This is a genomic window from Dolichospermum heterosporum TAC447, from assembly GCF_024584745.1.
GTDB lineage: Bacteria > Cyanobacteriota > Cyanobacteriia > Cyanobacteriales > Nostocaceae > Dolichospermum > Dolichospermum heterosporum.
This window is the reverse complement of the sequence record NZ_CP099464.1, coordinates 4907250-4926562: the sequence shown is the minus strand read 5'-3', so window position 1 is coordinate 4926562 and position 19313 is coordinate 4907250. Positions and strand designations below refer to the sequence as shown.

Below are 19313 nucleotides of genomic sequence, written 5' to 3'. Positions count from 1 at the left end.
GTTAATTACTTTATACGTTCTATAGTCTGAATCTTTCTAGTTTTATTGTGCCACACTGCAAAAATCATGCCCCATAGCCTCATCCTCAACATCATCCCCCAATCTCCAATTTACCCCAATTTCCTCACAGGTAGACATTACCACGCCTTATTTCTTAACCTAGTGAGTTCTGTTGATAGAAAATTAGGAGACTACTTACACGAATCAAACGCCGATAAAGCCTTTACGCTCTCACCATTGCAGATACAAAACAAACATAAAACCCAATCTTATAGTTTGCAATATGCCCATCAAAATCCTATTCCTGCTGGTACTTCTTGTTGGTGGCGTATTTCTTTATTAAATGACAATTTATTTAGTCAACTGACACCTTTATGGTTAAATATAAACCCCAAACAACCTTGGCATTTAGGTTCAGCTAACCTATATATTACTAGCATTCAGGGTACACCCCAATCTAATCAACCTTGGGCAAATGCTTGTAGTTATTCCCAACTTTATCAACAAGCAAGCGAAACAGAACGCAATCTTAATTTCATTTTTTCTACACCTGTAGCTTTTCGTCAAGGTGCATTTGATAATGTTTTACCAACAAAAGAATCTGTATTCAATAGTCTACTAAATCGGTGGCATAAATATAGCGATATTGAATTAACCAATATTTCTTTTGAATCAATTTATGCCAGTGCTTTTAATATCAAGACTGAAGTTATTAGCAACTATGACAATAAATTTATTGGTTGTTTAGGTGAAATCAGTTATCGCATTCTTGGCAATGTAGAAACAACGACAATTAAACAAATTAACGCCTTAGCTGACTTTGCTTTATATGCTGGTATTGGCAGAAAAACAACAATGGGAATGGGAATGGTGAGGAGAAGGTGACAGGTGACAGGGAACAGGTGACAGGGAAGAGGAAAGAAGGTAAGAGGGAGAGTTAATAGGTTAGAGGCAAAAGTAAATAAGGGAAGAGGAGTTATTTATGAAGATTGAATCACATCGAGATTTAATTGTGTGGCAAAAATCAATGAATATGGTAGTGAATATCTATAGCAATCCTAAATGAAATGTGTTCGCGAAGCGTGCCGTAGGTATCATATCTCTTATTTTCCTACCTCTGTGTCCTCTGTGCCTCTGTGGTTCGTTAAAAAAACTAGTTCATAACTCAAATAGGAGTCCTATATCAATTAGCATCTGCATTTCCAAATACAGAAATTTATCGTCTTACTTCACAAATTACTCGCGCTGCTGCATCTGTTCCAGCTAATATTGCCGAAGGTCATGCACGAGGAACAACTAAAAACGATTTTGCACATTTTTTATCTATAGCTAAGGGTTCATTAATGGAAACAGAAACTTTTTTAATCCTTGCTGTTAGATTAAATTATCTAACTTCAGAACAAGCAAATCGCACATTATCGCTGATTATAGAAATTAGTAAAATGCTCACTTCTCTTCGTTTGAAAATCTTAAATAAGTAGTGAGACAGAATTAATTACACAATGTCATTGCGTAAGCGTTGCGTGGCGTTAGCCATATGGAACGAAGTGAAATGAAGCAATTCCAAGGGTTGTGATTGCTTCCCTTCGCTCGCAATGACTGTAAATATTTTTATCCAATTACTTACACCATAACTAACTTTCTTCCCACTATCAACTTTTATCACTTTTAATTAATTATGTTTCAAAACGAACTAACTAACTCTCTTCCTACTGTCACCTGTCACCTGTCACCTGTCACCTCTGATGATGATTACGTTAATATTGCCTCATTAAATCAATATTCCTATTGTCCCCATCGTTGTTGGTTGATTCATTGTGCAGGTGAATTCATTGATAATCAATATACTATTGAAGGTACAAGTTTACATGAACGAGTTCACACAGTTGGAGAACAAAATCGTGAGGAAACTTGGCAGATACGCGCCATTTATTTGAAATCCGAGCAATATCAACTTATCGGTAAATCTGATTTAATTGAATTTGAAAATGGCGGATTTTACCCTATTGAATACAAAAGAGGACGCAGGGGAGAATGGGATAATGATGAATTGCAAGTTTGCGCTCAAGCTTTGTGTTTGGAGGAAATGACAGGAAAAAATATCAATACTGGCTATATCTATTATGCTCAAACTCATCAACGGAAATTAGTAGAAATTACCCCAGAATTACGAAGTAGTACGATCGCTACTATTGAAGCTATCCAAACGTTACTGTTTACAGGTGCTATGCCAAAAGCTGTAAAAACAAAACGCTGTGATGGTTGTAGTCTTTATTCTCGATGTTTGCCACAACTTGCTGATAAAGTTGGGCGTTATCAAGAAGCAAATTGAGAAATTTATACTTGATGCAAAAACCTTTCTCAAACTCTTTTTACTGTTACCTGTCACCTGTCTACTGTCACCTATTTTGAGGATTTAATTATGGGTACTCTTTACATCGTACAAGATGATGCTTTTATCGGTAAGGTTGATGAACGGATTAATGTGAAATATGAAAAGAAAATTCTTCAAGATGTTCCGTTTATTCATCTTGAGGGTGTAGTTGTTTTAGGACGAGCAACTATTTCACCGGCTGTTGTGGATGAATTGATGCAGCGTCATATCCCTCTATCTTTTATCAATAAAATTGGTCATTATTTGGGACGGTTAGAACCAGAAATGACTGGTAATATTTTCATTCGCAAAGCACAATGGCAAGCAGCAGGAGAAACCCCCCAATCTATTCATCTGGTGCAAGGGTTTGTTAGGGGAAAATTAAAAAATTATCGTCAAACTTTGATGCGTTATCAGCGTGAATTTAATGATATTGATCTATCTAAAAGTATTCCTCGCATTGAACAGGTAATTGCTGCAATTAATTCAACTGAAAGTATCAATTCCTTGCGTGGTTTAGAAGGTTCTGGTAGTGCTGCTTATTTTGGTTGTTTTGATAGTCTAATTCGTAATTCTCAATTTTCTTTTACTAAGCGTGTCCGTCGTCCACCTACAGATCCAGTAAATTCATTGTTAAGTTTTGGTTATTCTTTATTGCGTCATGATCTGCAAAGTGCTGTGAATATTGTCGGTTTTGATCCATATTTAGGATACCTACATTTCGATCGCTATAATCGTCCTTCTTTAGCTTTAGATTTAATGGAAGAGTTTCGCCCTTTAGTGGTAGATGCGGTGGTTTTATCTATTTTGAATAAGCAATTATTAACTCCAGCCGATTTTGTAACTGAACCGTTAAGTGGTGCTGTTTCTCTCACTCCAGAAGGACGTAAGACTTTTTTAACTTTGTACGAAAAGAAAAAAATATCGGAGTTTAAACATCCAGTAATGGGGCGTAAATGTAGTTATCGAGAGGCTTTTGAATTGCAAGCAAGATTACTGGCTAAGTATTTAATGGGAACAATTGATAAATATCCCCCTTTGTTTTTGAAGTAGCTATTTAGGTGACAGGTTACAGGTGACAGGTGACAGAAAAGAGTTTTTACCAATTACCTATTACCTATTACCAATTACCAATTACCTATTACCAATTACCTATTACCAATTACCTATTACCTATTACCTATTACCTATTACCTATTACCCATTACCAGTTTATGAATGTTGTTGTTTCTTACGATATTTCTGAGGATAAACGCCGTACTAAAATCCATAGTATCCTCAAATCCTATGGACAATGGGTGCAGTATAGTATTTTTGAATGTCAGTTAACTGATACTCAATATGCTAAGTTGAGATCGCGTCTTCATAAACTCATTAAACCTGAAACCGATAGTATTCGCTTTTACTTCCTTTGTGCTTGCTGTTTTGGTAAGGTGGAAAGAATCGGTGGTGAACAGCCCCGTGATGAGACGATTTTCTTCGCTTAATGCGCGGGGGGGTGGGTGTAAAAAGTTCAATTTCTCAAAAAATGCCTGAAATCATGTCTACACAAGCTTTTCATGCAGTTCATGGAGTTCACCCATCCGCGCACCTTGCACAGCAGGAGTTTCAGCTATTTTACTCCTTGACACTTTTCTTGAAATGGATTATCATAAAGGCATCCGCGCAACTGAACCTTGAAAACTACATATATATAGGCTTTCAGCACCCCGCTATTGCAATTTCATTTACTCCCTATTAGGGATTGAAACCTGTCCTCGAATACCTTCATTCCAGAAGATTTCCATTGCAATTTCATTTACTCCCTATTAGGGATTGAAACCTTCTCCAGTCCTGGAGATAATTTGCTTATTGCCACATTGCAATTTCATTTACTCCCTATTAGGGATTGAAACGTGGGAGCGATCGCCGGCAGGCTGATGGGCAAACTCAATTGCAATTTCATTTACTCCCTATTAGGGATTGAAACTTTTGACTGCACAAGCATAACGGATTTCCTCTTCTGATTGCAATTTCATTTACTCCCTATTAGGGATTGAAACGTTTACCGGTGGGATTAGGTGAGGAAACATTACTATTGCAATTTCATTTACTCCCTATTAGGGATTGAAACGCTGCGATCGCTAGTCCTGACTTTGGACTATTTAAATATTGCAATTTCATTTACTCCCTATTAGGGATTGAAACGCCGCAACATTTCATCGGGGTGAGAACGATTAAATTGCAATTTCATTTACTCCCTATTAGGGATTGAAACTAGCTGATTGCAAACATCTTCCTTTAATTTTATGAAATTGCAATTTCATTTACTCCCTATTAGGGATTGAAACAACATAGACACAATCAAATAAATTACGAGTGCAAGATTGCAATTTCATTTACTCCCTATTAGGGATTGAAACGGATTAGGTGTAGCTATTCGCGTGGGATTGATTCCATTGCAATTTCATTTACTCCCTATTAGGGATTGAAACTGGTATGTCTATAGGTTGAACTATAGATGTTGTTATTGCAATTTCATTTACTCCCTATTAGGGATTGAAACATTTGAAGAATACTTCTCGGACAATACTATATAGGATTGCAATTTCATTTACTCCCTATTAGGGATTGAAACTCTTCTGTGGTTGTCTCTTCTGTAGTAGATATCGTATTGCAATTTCATTTACTCCCTATTAGGGATTGAAACAATGTTGACGATGCCAGTTTAACAGACTTAAATAAGCACATTGCAATTTCATTTACTCCCTATTAGGGATTGAAACGCGAAAGAGATTATTTGAGGAAATGCCAAATCACATATTGCAATTTCATTTACTCCCTATTAGGGATTGAAACTTTATACTTTACCAACCTGAGCGACTGGTATACCCATTGCAATTTCATTTACTCCCTATTAGGGATTGAAACATTACCGCACCGCCGGAAACTAACGCCCAAGGTTCATTGCAATTTCATTTACTCCCTATTAGGGATTGAAACGACAGTAGCAAAGATATTCCAGCGCTGAAATACAAGATTGCAATTTCATTTACTCCCTATTAGGGATTGAAACGCTCTTTAGCCAAGGAAATAGAATGCAGTGATTAATTGCAATTTCATTTACTCCCTATTAGGGATTGAAACGGGGATTGTCCTTAGCCTTCAGAAAATCCACAGCCATTGCAATTTCATTTACTCCCTATTAGGGATTGAAACGAATTAGTGGAGGTTCAGCATCATTGGTAAGGCTGATTGCAATTTCATTTACTCCCTATTAGGGATTGAAACATCTAACATTAAAACAGAAGTCGAAGTCAAAAAGGTTATTGCAATTTCATTTACTCCCTATTAGGGATTGAAACCCAAACCAGGCGATCGCATTTTGGGGAATAGCCACAATTGCAATTTCATTTACTCCCTATTAGGGATTGAAACCGTAAGGTGATCAAGAACAACTCCCGACTTCTGGATATTGCAATTTCATTTACTCCCTATTAGGGATTGAAACAATAGATCCCATCGGAAAAAGGATGTTCGTTTCGTATTGCAATTTCATTTACTCCCTATTAGGGATTGAAACCAAGAGTTCCCTACGCTAACAGACAAAACGTAGAATTGCAATTTCATTTACTCCCTATTAGGGATTGAAACGCTAAATCCAGCGCCCGATTTGTTGGCAAGTATAATATTGCAATTTCATTTACTCCCTATTAGGGATTGAAACAGAAAGATATAAATTCAAAAGGTCGAGAACAGGGTAAAATTGCAATTTCATTTACTCCCTATTAGGGATTGAAACATAATTAGGAATTATTGGAAGATACCGTATAGCATATTGCAATTTCATTTACTCCCTATTAGGGATTGAAACAGAAATGAAAAAAGCATCTAAACCCTTGACATCATTGCAATTTCATTTACTCCCTATTAGGGATTGAAACGATAAAATTGGAATTGGAGAACCAGGGCTGGACATTGCAATTTCATTTACTCCCTATTAGGGATTGAAACAATAAATTGGCGCAGTTGGACGACTTGAACTTGAATATTGCAATTTCATTTACTCCCTATTAGGGATTGAAACCAACATTTAAATAACGACTAATCGTCATTGCTTCTTCAAATTGCAATTTCATTTACTCCCTATTAGGGATTGAAACGCCATGTTTCTCTATACTTACCTAGATCGTGCCATATTGCAATTTCATTTACTCCCTATTAGGGATTGAAACAGCATTTTAATATTTGTTGGACTTGGTTTTTATAAATTGCAATTTCATTTACTCCCTATTAGGGATTGAAACTTGACGGGCATTCAAGAAAATACCAGCTTCATCAAATTGCAATTTCATTTACTCCCTATTAGGGATTGAAACAGAAGTTTTCTGCCATTGACGGGCATTCAAGAAAATATTGCAATTTCATTTACTCCCTATTAGGGATTGAAACAAGACACATAGGATTGAATCTATGGAATTATAATTGCAATTTCATTTACTCCCTATTAGGGATTGAAACCGAAAATATCGAAAGGAAATTTACCCTTCATCTTGATTGCAATTTCATTTACTCCCTATTAGGGATTGAAACATGACCTCAATGAAGGTAGCAAGTGAGTTAATGATTGCAATTTCATTTACTCCCTATTAGGGATTGAAACCACAGTATTTGGTAATGCTAGGCATCTTTATAAGATTGCAATTTCATTTACTCCCTATTAGGGATTGAAACCAGTATATATATTCATCACTTATTTGAGCAATAATTGCAATTTCATTTACTCCCTATTAGGGATTGAAACCTGAGGATATGAACGCACGCGATTTTGATGACACATTGCAATTTCATTTACTCCCTATTAGGGATTGAAACATAATGGTGTAGTCTATCGGCGTGGACTGGGAAATTGCAATTTCATTTACTCCCTATTAGGGATTGAAACGTTATCAGCTTCGCACTAAAACCCTTCAGTCCGTGCAATTATTGCAATTTCATTTACTCCCTATTAGGGATTGAAACCGATTTCACTGGGGACGTTCTGATTGTTTTGCAAATTGCAATTTCATTTACTCCCTATTAGGGATTGAAACAAAAGAGATTTACCTAGGTACACTTCTGAGGATAAAATTGCAATTTCATTTACTCCCTATTAGGGATTGAAACTTTCTAATAGCCTGTAATGGTAATCCCCAATCAAATTGCAATTTCATTTACTCCCTATTAGGGATTGAAACTGCTAGAGATGAAAACAAGCGAGGCGAGTGCATACGGATTGCAATTTCATTTACTCCCTATTAGGGATTGAAACTCAGCTACAGACCAAGATGGGAACTTTAATGTAGGGAATTGCAATTTCATTTACTCCCTATTAGGGATTGAAACCTTCCTCGCAGTATGAACACAATCCCAAAGACTATTGCAATTTCATTTACTCCCTATTAGGGATTGAAACAGAAATAAAAAAAGCGTCCAACCCCTTAACATCAAATTGCAATTTCATTTACTCCCTATTAGGGATTGAAACAATTGAATAGCCATTTTTTCTAACTCGCGTGAAATTGCAATTTCATTTACTCCCTATTAGGGATTGAAACTATTTCCGACAAACTTAGGCAATTAATCAACAAATTGCAATTTCATTTACTCCCTATTAGGGATTGAAACAGCGTTAACGTTATCCCCATTGCCGTAAGTGTTAAGGTATTGCAATTTCATTTACTCCTTATTAGGGATTGAAACACTAACTTTGAGCTTGACATTAAAGAAACCATTAAAATTGCAATTTCATTTACTCCCTATTAGGGATTGAAACATTAATAGTTCGGCGTTTACCCCATTCAACTAACATTGCAATTTCATTTACTCCCTATTAGGGATTGAAACAAAGCAAAGATCATGACAAAGGGCAGCGAGAACGGAATTGCAATTTCATTTACTCCCTATTAGGGATTGAAACACAGCCTATACAGCTAATGATGTTTACGGGAACGAATTGCAATTTCATTTACTCCCTATTAGGGATTGAAACTTTAAGGGTACTAGGTTAGAGGAAATCAAAAACTTTTATAATTGCAATTTCACTTACTCCCTATTAAGGATTGAAACGCTACAGGCGTAAAATTCCATCACACCAGCCCCCATGAATTGCACTATTGCCAAAGCCCTGAAACTTTATTGATATCGTCACGATTTTATTGGGTTTCAGACATATTTTGGAAAATTGGCAATAGTATTGATCTAAAGACATAATTCAATTTATGACCCTAGACTCAAGCATTGGTCTGACCAATATAGCAATATTGAATCATTTAGCACTGATTAATGAGGTTCATTATGATTATCTCAAATCCAGTTGACAAAACCGCAAATATTAGTCTGCAAAAAGACACACTACTTATAGAATTAACTGCTGAAGAGTCTTCTAGTATTGTTGGAGGGTTTACAATTAGAAATGATTCAGGAGGTACAAGGCGTTTTTATAATTTAGGGGCAAATGTACCAGCACAAGTGCAAACTTTACAACCTAATACAGAAGGCACTTATGATGGAGAATACATTATATATAACACATCAAAGACCGGATTTGAACCTGTATTAGTAAAAGTAGATCCCACAAAAACAGCAAGTTTTCGTCAGGAAGGAAATGGTATAACTGTTACTACTGATACTCCAATTCTTTACAAAGGTAGTATTTAATTTTATCTCTTGAAGTATAACGATTTCTTCGGTTTTCTCTTAAAAATTGCGATCGCAAAGTGCTGCTGCAAATAGTTCACTATTGCAAGGCACTTCGTAGGAATCATTAAATTTTAGAGTTAAGTAGGTGAACACAATAAAACCAAACTGTGTAAAGAAATGTAAAATCGCCGAAACCATCTTGACTCTTGCCTCTTGCATGAGTGCCTTTTGCCTTGCCATAACGACAATTTTCAATACCAACCTACTTATCATAAATTCAAAGTTTTTAATTTCAAAATAGATTGAGAAATTTTGTAACAACATCCATAGCTGTAGCGACCTGCAATCATCCGTTTCGACCAGAATTATTTGCAAATAAACTCGACGCTTTACCAGGGCTGAGTTTTTAGGATTGAGAAGGATTTGTCAAAAAACTCATTTGAGAATTTGATAGATTAACTTTGAATTCAAGACCCAAGTTCTTTAACTAGCAGGATATAAAAATGGCTAGTAACTATGACTCCATAGCCAAAGAGTATAAAGAATCCAAAGAATTGCCAATTCGTTTACATATAGAAGCATATACATATTTTAATATGCTTGGCAATTTGGCAGAAAAATCAATTCTGGATCTGGCTTGTGGAGAAGGATTTTATTCCAGAAAATTCAAAGATCAAGGTGCAGCAAAGGTTGTAGGGGTAGATATTTCCCAAAAAATGATTGAATTGGCAAGAGAAGAAGAAACTAGAAAATTTCAAAATATTGAATATATTCTTGGTGATGTACTTGAACTCGGTGAAATAGGCAGCTTTGATTTGGTAGTTGCTTCCTATCTCCTAAATTATGCCCGAAGTCCAGAAGAATTACTCAAAATGTGTGAAAGTATATTTGCCAATCTTAAACCTGGTGGTCGTTTTGTTAGTATTAACAACAATCCCTCCCAATCACCTATATCATATCTGAAAACTGAAAAATATGGATTTATTAAAAGTATAGATTCACCACTAATCGAAGGTACGCCCATAAAATATACATTTATTAATAATCATAAATTCACCTTTGATAACTATTACCTCAGCATTCCCACTCATGAATGGGCATTTCAGAGTGTCGGTTTTAAAGAGGTTCGCTGGCAATCACCAATAGTCTCACCTGATGGAATAAAAGAATTTGGGCAAGAATTTTGGCAAGATTTCCTTGATTCTGTGCCAATAATTGGTATTGAATGTTTTAAGTAAATCTACAAAATCCACCATCGTTTTAATATCCATGTTTGCGTCTAACGGGGCGACGATGAAGCTAGGAATAAGATAGGATCAGATCCATAGGGGGTACAGTTAGGTCGAGGGGGATTTAGGGGGATCTGCGGGTGTCAGATCCCACACGAAAAAGTTTTCAAACAACCTCTTAGGGATTGAAACTTGATATTTCCTACAAAATAGAACAACTTCATCATATTGCAATTTCATTTACTCCCTATTAGGGATTGAAACTACGCATGAGGGTTTACGCCGTAAACCCCTACGAAATTGCAATTTCACTTACTCCCCATTAGTGCTTTTTTAAGTTCTAGATGATTCTTGCCTCTAGAGTATTTCCACCGTCCCTTTATAGCCATCAATTTGGACTTGTTGACCGTCTTGAAGTAGGTATGTCGCACCACGTACGTCCATAACAGCGGGAATACCATATTCACGGGCGATAATTGCTCCGTGAGAAAGTTTACCACCTGCTTCGGCAATTAAGCCTCCAGCTTGGACAAGGATAGGGGCCCAACCGGAATCTGTGTAAGGGACAACAAGGATGGTGTTTTTATCAATATTATGGGCTTCTTGTAAGGTTCGTAATACTTTTACCCGTCCTTGAATTCGTCCTTGACTGGCGGGAATACCTAATAAAATGTTGTCAGAGGAATCAATTACGGGCTTAATGGGATGAGGGGGGTTATAACCGTAAACTACGGGGGGAATTTGGAGAATTTGGCTATCTTGGATAAATTGCGATCGCCTGTTTGCGATTAATTCCCAGATATGATTCTTAAAAGCTACATCTGGATTAATCCCTAAATGACGAATTTCCTCTAACTTGAGAAAGAAAATATCTCCCTCTTGAGTTAATACCCCAGACTGAAGCCACATCTGTTCTAGCGCCAAAAATGTCCAACGTAATTCCGCTAACAATCGGGAATAAACTTCTGTCACCCTACCTTTAAGATCAACTCGTCTTTGTACTAAATTTGTCTGTTCTGAACGGGAATCATCTAAATTTGGTGCTTCCGGTGCTTGTAGCAACTGGATAAATAACTGTTTCACTATTTGGGGATTTTCTCGCCAAGTGGGGACGGAAATATCTGTACCAACTTCGCTCAAATAGCCATAATCCTCAATCAATTCGTTAAATTCCGCTAAAATTCTCGACCCTGCGGCTGTTTCTGCTAATTGTGCAAATACTTGTTCTGGTTTAAGTTCATAGTTACCGGCGATTAAGATTTGCCTAGCATCCGCCGCCAGCAACCGCATAGCTCTTAATGATGCTACCTCTGGGGTGACGCTATTATCAATTTCTTCGGCTTTTGCCCCCAAAACCGCTTGACGGATGGCTGCACTTAAGGGGGCTAAAATGCTGTAATAAGTACCCCGGTGGAGTAAGTCGAGAATTAAATCTATTCTGCCTAATAATTGATCTAGTGATAATTCCTCAATGACAACGTTTGATAATTGGGTTAACCCCGGAATAAAAACTTGGCGATAGTCCAATTTAAAATCTTTTTCTAAATCAATTTCTCGCTTGAGTAACTTTGTCAGTCCTGGTAAATTAGCCAAAGTAGAATCTAGAGCAGGTTTACTGATGCTTGCACCTCTAGTCAGAAATTCCAAACTTTCTGGAGGTAATCCCATTTCCAGAAAGATTTCTCCTAATAAGGAAGCATTAAAATAGGCTCTAGAGTAGTGCAGTGTAGCTGTTGTGGCAAAATCCAACCGGTTAGCGCGATCGCCTAACACTATAGTAAAAATTTCCCCCCACACACCACAGGTTAAAGGTGAATTAATAGACCAAGTTAAGGGATGAATAACTCCCGGAATTACCTCAGCCGCGATTTTTCTTGTCCATAACGGTAAAAGCGTAGTAATAGGTCTTGTCTGCAATACCCAGAGATTTTGACCATCATAACTCCATTCAATATCTTGGGGAATGCCCAAATAACGTTTTTCTAACCGCCGAGCTAAGTATGCAACCTGTTTAATTAATGCTTCAGGAACTTTGCCATGACCTTCAAATTGCAGACAAGATAATTTTTCATTATCCGCAATCACCACCCGATATTGTTCCGGTGTTACCTTCCCAGATACAATTTGCGTAGGACTACCAGACACCGCTTCAATAACCACCGCCTCACCCTGTTGAGAAATGGGATCTCGGCTAAAAGCTACCCCAGAAAATACACTTTGGACTTGTTGTTGAATGAGTACCCCCATTGCCCGATCTTCTGAACTACTGCGATGGCGATATTCGACGGCACTGGGATGATCATAGGAGGCTTTAACTTGAGCGATCGCTTGTCGCAATTCTACCTTACTGATCACATTTAAAATCGTTTCATACTGTCCTGCCGCCGAAGCTTGTTGGGAATCTTCGCCAATCGCCGAGGAACGCACTACCAAGGGCGAAAGTGGCGATGGTTGCAGAAAATCAATTAAAACAGTAGGATCTTCACCAGCAGGCAGTACCCAACCTTTAGGAACTGTATAGCCCCAACGTTTAATTTGCGATAGTGTCGCAGCTTTAGCTCCCACCACTTCCCCATCTAAATCATCATCTAAAGTAATAATCCTGTCTTGATTATTTAAATATTCCATCATTGGTTGAGATTCTAGCGCCGCCTCCTCAACAGGGAGATTCATATCATCAGGAATTTGGCTATAAATCCAGTAAATTAGCCCCGACAAAGTTGCAGCAGCGATAATCCTTAGTATATCTTGGGAATGGATAATACCCACAAACAGGGGAAATATCACTAATACCCCCAACTTAATAGTTTCCTTAGAACGAGTAATTAAAAACCCCATCGCCGCCAGCAAACTCACAAAAGCAGTTACCATCGGATCATGTGCCAACAACCCCCAGGAAACGTTAGTTATTCCTGCGCCTTTAGTAGCCACATATCTACCGACAACCAAAGCAATTAAAGAAATAAGTTCCCAAACTGGTTGGGAAGGAAAATAATATTGGGCAATTGTCACAACCCCAACACCCTTGAGGGCTTCAGAAACCACGCAGATACTTCCTGCTAACTTACCACCATGATAAAAAGCGGCTGCCACACTAATATTTCCTGTACCCACCTTGGCTAACTGCTTACCACTCAAGGCATAAGTAATCCAGGAAATTAGTGGTATTGCTCCTAACAGTGGACAAACAATTAAAATAATGACGATACCGAAAAGATTAATCATGATTCTCTAATCTAAAAATTAAAATTTGATGACATCTTCCAAGTTTGTTGTTAACAAACATGAATCACATAATAAAGATAAAACCCTTGTACGGCAGGAGTCAGGGTTCAGATTCAAAATAATTCTTTCTTCTTTGTTTTTCTTTCTTGCTCCTGACTGCTGATTGGGCGTAGGCCCTGCGCCCCTACCTCCTGACTGCTGATTGGGCGTAGGACTTGCGCCCCTACCTCCTGACTGCTGATTGGGCGCAGGCCCTGCGCCCCTACCTCCTGACTCCTCTTAAATATAAGGACACTAGAAAACAATGGTAGTCTTACTAGTGTCCCAAATGTTATTTAAGGAATTTAGCCTAGTGCATAAGCGGCAGTAAGCGCCCAAATAATCAGCCCAGCAATTGATCCTAAAAGTACCACAGTGGAGATTGTAATCAGTTTAGGTGAATCTGCACCTTCAAATTTCATGATTCCGCGATTTAAATCGGACATTGTTTTATAATGCTCCTTTATTACAGGGCTAATCTGTCCGTCTTGATTTTAGTCTTTCTACTGCCAGATAGTGTTAAATTCTTATTACGATTTTTTTTAAGATTGGTAACAAGAGGGAAAATGGGACTTCTCCACTGCTTAATATTGTGCAAAAATAATTTAATTTTCTCTAATCCAAAGAGCTAAACCACCTCCGCGTCCACGAGCAGCAATCATATCTTCAGTAACCAGAAAGAAAGCAAAAAAAGCAAGTTTAGCTATGGGTTGCTCGTTAAAATCTTTAATTTCATCTTTATTTGTAGAAATATTTTTATTAACAAACATCCAATCAAATAAACTAATCTGCATTTTGATGAAATCAAACGCCAATAAATTCTTTTTTCCTAAATATTTTATTGGTCCAGTTAATTTAAATAATATTCCTCCTAGTTTGATTTGATTCGCAATTTCTCCTGTGCCTAAAGCCTCTGTTTCCAATGGATTCAAGCAAATATGAATTTTCGTAAATCTTGGCATATACCAACCCTTACCTAAAATAATTCCCCCACGATTTCTGACTTTTTTAGTACCAGTAGCAAAACAAAGTCGCCATTTACCATTAAGGGATTCAAAAGGATAATTTAACTTTTGTAGCTTGGCGGTTTTTTCCGCCTCCAGCAACGCATTCACCATTATTTCCGCCGATGGTAATTGATTTCCGGCTCGGTACGCAGTCGCAGCACAGGACAAGGAATTGATAAAATCAGACGCAGAATTAGATATTAAATTAGCTTTCATAAAAGTATTATTCCTCTCAACTATTGCTAAGTAATTGGACAAAAATATTTACAGTCATTGCGAGGGAAGGGAAGCAATCACAACCCTGGCGATTGCTTCATTTCACTTCGTTCCATTTGCAATGACATTGTGTAATTAATTCTGTCTCACTACTTATTTTTTTCATAAACTACATAGATTGTAACGTTTATTTAATTATTTTCTTAATTAAGGGTATAATGAATATAAGATTTTTAGCTAAAATTGCGATCGCTAGTACACTGCGGCGTAAATAGTTTGGCTGACAGACCCATCTAGCACTGAAGTTCCAGGCTAATAGCTAAAGTTTACTAAACAAGTTCAAAAATTTTCGGCTCTACCACTTCCTCTAACATACCTCTAAGAGGATGTTTGAAAAGTCGTATCCCGTAATTTTCATCACATTGTTACCCCCCTTTCCTCTTATAAAGGGGGGTAACAATAAAAATCCAGTTCCCTCCCCTTAGCATCGGGGAGGGTTAGGGTGGGGTAAAAAATATTTCATCTCATTCCCAGTCTCTGACTGGGAATGAATTCTAGAAGGCTCTGCCTTCAATGATAAGTAATTGGACAAAAATATTTACAGTCATTGCGAGGGAAGGGAAGCAATCACAACCCTGGCGATTGCTTCATTTCACTTCGTTCCATTTGCAATGACATTGTGTAACTAATTCTGTCCCATTACTTATTAGAGGCAGAGCCTCATCAACTGCATTCCTAGTCAGAGACTAGGAACGAGACGTGGTATGGATTTGAGCCTAAGTTGACACCAATGATAAAGGTTTTATACCTATTGGGATGCCTCACTTTATCCGGATTGCTTGATCCCCGTAAAGAACTGTTTATTGGTAGATGCACCTTGATCTTCAATCCCCCTAGTTGAACAAAATTCACTAGGGGTTTTCTTTCTTCATTTTGGGAAATAAAAACGCTCCTGGGTGACAAGAACGTTTCTAAGCATTTGTAGATAAACTATTAAGTAGATAAAATCCCAACAACCAACTCCCCTACCCAACCACCAGCCACAGGAATTTTTTCGGTATGTGACAAACAGCAATTTTTGGGTAATTTTTTCCGGAGCATAAGTTAAAAACAATGAACAGTTAACAAGTAGATGCACCCTGATAACTAACTTCCCCTAGCTGGCTAACACCTCTGGGGGTTTTTTCTTGTTTGTGATTAGCACCACACAATTATTGCCCTGCACCCATTTTCTTTCCGGAGCATCACATGGAAACCTAGAACAGTTAACAAGTAGATGCACCCTGATAACTAACTTCCCCTAGCTGGCTAACACCTCTGGGGGTTTTTTCTTGTTTGTGATTAGCACCACACAATTATTGCCCTGCACCCATTTTCTTTCCGGAGCATCACATGGAAACCTAGAACAGTTAACAAGTAGATGCACCCTGATAACTAACTTCCCCTAGCTGGCTAACACCTCTGGGGGTTTTTTCTTGTTTGTGATTAGCACCACACAATTATTGCCCTGTACCCATTTTTTTTCCGGAGCATCACATAGAAACCTAGAACAGTTAACAAGTAGATGCACCCTGATAACTAACTTCCCCTAGCTGGCTAACACCTCTGGGGGTTTTTTCTTGTTTGTGATTAGCACCACACAATTATTGCCCTGTACCCATTTTCTTTCCGGAGCATCACATAGAAACTTAGAACAGTTAACAAGTAGATGCACCCTGATAACTAACTTCCCCTAGCTGGCTAACACCTCTGGGGGTTTTTTCTTGTTTGTGATTAGCACCACACAATTATTGCCCTGTACCCATTTTTTTTCCGGAGCATCACATAGAAACCTAGAACAGTTAACAAGTAGATGCACCCTGATAACTAACTTCCCCTAGCTGGCTAACACCTCTGGGGGTTTTTTCTTGTTTGTGATTAGCACCACACAATTATTGCCCTGTACCCATTTTCTTTCCGGAGCATCACATAGAAACTTAGAACAGTTAACAAGTAGATGCACCCTGATAACTAACTTCCCCTAGCTGGCTAACACCTCTGGGGTTTTTTTCTTAAAAATATAAACTAAACTCACCCTATCATCAAAACAAGTCTCTGGCAATATCCCTACTCAACAAGTTTTTGGTAACTTTGGCTAGTAGTTCGTCAAATTTATTTTGACGGGTAATGATCGGAAAAAACTTCTGTTCTTCCTTCCCCTGCCCCCGGTGCCTCTCTTCTCCCCCTGCTTGCCTTCACCCGTCATTTTCGGGTTGACAGACTACTAGTCGCACTTACAGACGGCAATATTAGCTGACACAATGGCGAACATGGTTGTTTACCGTGCAGCTTGACTACACACAGAATATAGCTCGTTATTGCCTAAATACCAGACTTGCGGATGAACCAATCTGACAATTTTTCCAGAATCACTTTGATTCCATTGTGATCCTTAGCTCTGACTTTAGAATGATCACCGCGATAGATAATAGGACTCTTAATTATTTCTTTATATATCTGTCCTTCAGCCAGTTGCAGATTAATAGACATCTCCAAAAAAGATGGTAAGTAGGTTGGCGTTGAAAATTGTCGTTATAGCAAGGCAAGAGGCAAGAGTGAAGAGGGTTTGGGCGATTTTACTTTTCTTTACACAGATTGGTTTTATTGTGTTCACCTACTTAATAGGGAATAGGTAATAGGGAATAGCGAGTAATTACCCATTCCCTAGTACCTATTTACAGCCTAAACTTTAGATAACTAATAACTTGAGTGATTTAGTCAATTGTGATTTGTTGCGGTCCATTGGCTTTGCCGTTTTGTACTTCTGTACTCAGGTTGCTAGAGCTATTTCCACAACCTTTTTTATTTAACCAACTTTTGACGGGATCTTCGGTGAGGTTGAGTCGGAGGACACCAGAAACGAACCCACCTAAAAATGAAACTGGATGTTGGGCTAGTTCTCGAAATAGGGGCGACAATTCAGTAATAAACATTAGACTCTCCAAGTATTGGTTTTAAAAATTATTAATTCTTGATTAATCTTAACAGATGGCGGCTAAGAAGCAACTAAGTAGTGAGACAGAATTGATTACACAATGTCATTGCGTAAGCGTTGCGTGGCGTTAGCCATATGGAAGGAAGTGAAATCAAGCAATCGCCAGGGTTGTGATTGCTTCCCTTCCCTCGCAATGACTGTAAATATTTTTGTCCAATTACTTAACAACTGATTGGATAATATTTGGCTGTATGATATTTATCATTGGCTCAGGACTTAGGCAACTGGCACACCCATATAAATTAAGAATTAAATTATGACAAGCAACTGGGAAAACTTTCTCAAAAATTTAGGAGAATGGCGTGGTTCATTTACTAAAATCTCTCCCAATGGTGAGATATTAGATTCTACTGCTAGTATTTTAAATTTGGAAGCTGATGATAATAATCAAGCTGTGATTTTTAGATTACGTCGTTTTGATTCTCATGATTATGATAGTCCTCCTATTCAGGATTATCAACAGGAATATCGTTCTTTAGGAAGACAGAATATCTTTTTTGCTACAGGAGCTTTTTCTAAAGGAACATTGCAGTTAGCACCTTTTTCAGAATTTGGAGCAGAATACGGTTTTGTTGATGATGACCGGCGATCGCGTTTGGTACAATTGTATGATCAACAAGGCAACTTTATTAATTTAACTCTGATTCGGGAATTTCGCAGTTTTACAGATGCTTATGAACGTCCGCAACTGACTGTAGAACAGTTAATTGGTAATTGGCAAGGTAAAGCTCATACAGTTTATTCAGACTTGAGACCATCGGCAACTTATACTACTTATTTAGAAATTAAAGAAATCGGTGATGGATATTTAGAACAAAAGTTATCTTTCCAATCTCAAATTATTACTGCAAAAGCCAGAATAGAAGGTAATAAAATCATTTCTGAGATGGAAGGAATTCCTCGACAGATTTTGTTATTACCTGATGGAACTTCTAGTAATGTGCCGTTACAACTACAACTGAGAAAACCTTTTTTTGTGGAAGCTGGTTGGTTGGTTAGAGAGAATGAACGTCAGCGTTTAATTCGCAGCTATAGCGACAAAGGGGAATGGATTAGCTCAACTCATGTGATTGAATCTAAAATCTAGAATATATATAAGTAGGTGGGCGTTAAAAATTGTCGTTGGGGCAAGGGAACAGGGAACAGGGAACAGGGAACAGAAAAATCAATTGTGTAATTAATTCTGTCCCATTACTTATTAGAGGCAGAGCCTCATCAACTGCATTCCTAGTCAGAGACTAGGAACGAGATGTGGTAGGGATTTGAGCTTAAGTTGACACCTATGAGCAGCTAAGAACCCTACCACCAACCCCCTCCAATATCAAAAGTTTATTCTTTTCTTCCCCCCGTTGCGGGGGGTGCGGGGAGGGGGCTTTGAGAAATGGGGTTACTCAAATGGATTTTATGATGTAGGTGGCTGTCGTCTCATTCCCAGTCTCTGACTGGGAATGAATTCTAGAAGGCTCTGCCTTCAATTCAATGATATTAGAGGCAGAGCCTCATCAACTGCATTCCTAGTCAGAGACTAG

14 protein-coding genes and 1 CRISPR repeat array are annotated in these 19313 nt (G+C 37.9%); of the genes, 8 read left to right on the top strand and 6 right to left on the bottom strand.

Annotated features, from left to right (window positions below):
- The first annotated feature begins 66 nt into the window (after nt 1-66).
- From cas6 to NG743_RS22260, 6 genes are all read left to right on the top strand, one after another.
- Nucleotides 67-885, top strand: coding sequence for a CRISPR-associated endoribonuclease Cas6 (cas6, locus tag NG743_RS22285; RefSeq protein ID WP_168464917.1), 819 nt, complete (start codon nt 67-69; stop codon nt 883-885).
- A 275-nt stretch (nt 886-1160) separates the two neighbouring features.
- The gene (locus NG743_RS22280) at nt 1161-1481 is read left to right on the top strand and encodes a four helix bundle protein (protein WP_306459858.1); all 321 of its coding nucleotides are present in this window, start codon (nt 1161-1163) and stop codon (nt 1479-1481) included.
- Nucleotides 1482-1678: 197 nt separating this feature from the next.
- On the top strand, nt 1679-2332 hold the full coding sequence (cas4, locus tag NG743_RS22275; RefSeq protein ID WP_257120914.1) for a CRISPR-associated protein Cas4: 654 nt from the start codon (nt 1679-1681) through the stop codon (nt 2330-2332).
- Nucleotides 2333-2422: 90 nt separating this feature from the next.
- Complete coding sequence (cas1d, locus tag NG743_RS22270; protein WP_257120913.1) at nt 2423-3427, top strand: type I-D CRISPR-associated endonuclease Cas1d; 1005 nt, start codon at nt 2423-2425, stop codon at nt 3425-3427.
- A gap of 161 nt (nt 3428-3588) precedes the next feature.
- Entirely contained in the window at nt 3589-3861 is a 273-nt protein-coding gene (gene cas2, locus NG743_RS22265) for a CRISPR-associated endonuclease Cas2 (RefSeq protein WP_193891641.1), read from the top strand.
- A gap of 227 nt (nt 3862-4088) precedes the next feature.
- A CRISPR array of direct repeats spans nt 4089-8461; the repeat unit is 37 nt; unit sequence ATTGCAATTTCATTTACTCCCTATTAGGGATTGAAAC.
- 228 nt (nt 8462-8689) lie between these two features.
- Complete coding sequence (locus NG743_RS22260) at nt 8690-9052, top strand: hypothetical protein (RefSeq protein WP_027401768.1); 363 nt, start codon at nt 8690-8692, stop codon at nt 9050-9052.
- Between the two features lie 39 nt (nt 9053-9091).
- On the opposite strand, the gene NG743_RS22255 is transcribed toward NG743_RS22260, so the two are convergent.
- Nucleotides 9092-9274 (bottom strand): hypothetical protein, encoded by a 183-nt coding sequence (locus tag NG743_RS22255; protein WP_257120912.1) that lies wholly within the window; start codon nt 9272-9274, stop codon nt 9092-9094.
- 263 nt (nt 9275-9537) lie between these two features.
- Here NG743_RS22255 and NG743_RS22250 point away from each other — a divergent pair, with 263 nt between their 5' ends.
- Nucleotides 9538-10272, top strand: coding sequence for a class I SAM-dependent methyltransferase (locus NG743_RS22250; RefSeq protein WP_027401770.1), 735 nt, complete (start codon nt 9538-9540; stop codon nt 10270-10272).
- A gap of 348 nt (nt 10273-10620) precedes the next feature.
- Here NG743_RS22250 and NG743_RS22245 read toward each other — a convergent pair whose 3' ends face one another.
- The 5 genes from NG743_RS22245 to NG743_RS22225 all read right to left on the bottom strand — a co-directional run bounded on the left by NG743_RS22245 (nt 10621) and on the right by NG743_RS22225 (nt 17722).
- Entirely contained in the window at nt 10621-13488 is a 2868-nt protein-coding gene (locus tag NG743_RS22245; RefSeq protein ID WP_257120911.1) for a glycerol-3-phosphate acyltransferase, read from the bottom strand.
- Nucleotides 13489-13832: 344 nt separating this feature from the next.
- A complete protein-coding gene (locus NG743_RS22240) occupies nt 13833-13973 on the bottom strand; it encodes a hypothetical protein (protein ID WP_027401772.1) in 141 nt (46 codons plus the stop codon).
- A gap of 159 nt (nt 13974-14132) precedes the next feature.
- Complete coding sequence (locus NG743_RS22235; RefSeq protein ID WP_027401773.1) at nt 14133-14750, bottom strand: hypothetical protein; 618 nt, start codon at nt 14748-14750, stop codon at nt 14133-14135.
- A 2361-nt stretch (nt 14751-17111) separates the two neighbouring features.
- On the bottom strand, nt 17112-17279 hold the full coding sequence (locus tag NG743_RS22230; RefSeq protein WP_193964806.1) for a hypothetical protein: 168 nt from the start codon (nt 17277-17279) through the stop codon (nt 17112-17114).
- 224 nt (nt 17280-17503) lie between these two features.
- On the bottom strand, nt 17504-17722 hold the full coding sequence (locus NG743_RS22225; RefSeq protein WP_027401774.1) for a ssl0294 family protein: 219 nt from the start codon (nt 17720-17722) through the stop codon (nt 17504-17506).
- 318 nt (nt 17723-18040) lie between these two features.
- Here NG743_RS22225 and NG743_RS22220 point away from each other — a divergent pair, with 318 nt between their 5' ends.
- Nucleotides 18041-18871 carry a DUF3598 family protein gene (locus NG743_RS22220; RefSeq protein ID WP_027401775.1) on the top strand — a complete coding sequence of 277 codons (831 nt, stop codon included), beginning with the start codon at nt 18041-18043 and terminating at the stop codon, nt 18869-18871.
- Nucleotides 18872-19313: the final 442 nt, after the last annotated feature.

Bases quoted from the DNA above. Each gene is read 5' to 3' on its own strand.
- cas1d (WP_257120913.1), top strand. From the start codon at position 2,423: ATGGGTACTCTTTACATCGTACAAGATGATGCTTTTATCGGTAAGGTT.
- cas4 (WP_257120914.1), top strand. From the start codon at position 1,679: ATGTTTCAAAACGAACTAACTAACTCTCTTCCTACTGTCACCTGTCAC.
- NG743_RS22235 (WP_027401773.1), bottom strand. From the start codon at position 14,750: ATGAAAGCTAATTTAATATCTAATTCTGCGTCTGATTTTATCAATTCC.
- NG743_RS22245 (WP_257120911.1), bottom strand. From the start codon at position 13,488: ATGATTAATCTTTTCGGTATCGTCATTATTTTAATTGTTTGTCCACTG.
- NG743_RS22250 (WP_027401770.1), top strand. From the start codon at position 9,538: ATGGCTAGTAACTATGACTCCATAGCCAAAGAGTATAAAGAATCCAAA.
- NG743_RS22220 (WP_027401775.1), top strand. From the start codon at position 18,041: ATGACAAGCAACTGGGAAAACTTTCTCAAAAATTTAGGAGAATGGCGT.
- NG743_RS22230 (WP_193964806.1), bottom strand. From the start codon at position 17,279: ATGTCTATTAATCTGCAACTGGCTGAAGGACAGATATATAAAGAAATA.
- NG743_RS22255 (WP_257120912.1), bottom strand. From the start codon at position 9,274: ATGGCAAGGCAAAAGGCACTCATGCAAGAGGCAAGAGTCAAGATGGTT.
- NG743_RS22240 (WP_027401772.1), bottom strand. From the start codon at position 13,973: ATGTCCGATTTAAATCGCGGAATCATGAAATTTGAAGGTGCAGATTCA.
- cas2 (WP_193891641.1), top strand. From the start codon at position 3,589: ATGAATGTTGTTGTTTCTTACGATATTTCTGAGGATAAACGCCGTACT.
- NG743_RS22260 (WP_027401768.1), top strand. From the start codon at position 8,690: ATGATTATCTCAAATCCAGTTGACAAAACCGCAAATATTAGTCTGCAA.
- NG743_RS22225 (WP_027401774.1), bottom strand. From the start codon at position 17,722: ATGTTTATTACTGAATTGTCGCCCCTATTTCGAGAACTAGCCCAACAT.
- cas6 (WP_168464917.1), top strand. From the start codon at position 67: ATGCCCCATAGCCTCATCCTCAACATCATCCCCCAATCTCCAATTTAC.